The following is a 215-nucleotide window of genomic DNA, read 5'->3' as shown; positions in this document are numbered from 1 at the left end:
ATTCGTGACTGGGGTGAAGTCGTAACAAGGTAGCCGTATCGGAAGGTGCGGCTGGATCACCTCCTTTCTAGAGTTTGCACGAATCAGAAATGATTCACGCATCAAATGTTCACACTTATCGGCTGTTAATATAAAGAACAGCATTTGGGGCTGTAGCTCAGCTGGTTAGAGCACCGTGTTGATAACGCGGGGGTCGTTGGTTCGAGTCCAACCAG

At 48.8% G+C, this 215-nt stretch carries 1 rRNA gene; it reads left to right on the top strand.

Annotated features, from left to right (window positions below):
• Positions 1–67 (top strand): 16S ribosomal RNA (locus MRBLMS1_RS26910); the annotation flags it as partial.
• Between the last annotated feature and the right edge of the window lie 148 nt (positions 68–215).

It is taken from the genome of Massilia sp. LMS1-1-1.1 (assembly GCF_040815535.1).
GTDB classification, from domain to species: Bacteria; Pseudomonadota; Gammaproteobacteria; order Burkholderiales; family Burkholderiaceae_D; genus Janthinobacterium; species Janthinobacterium aestuarii.
This window is presented reverse-complemented; position numbering and strand designations above follow the sequence as displayed.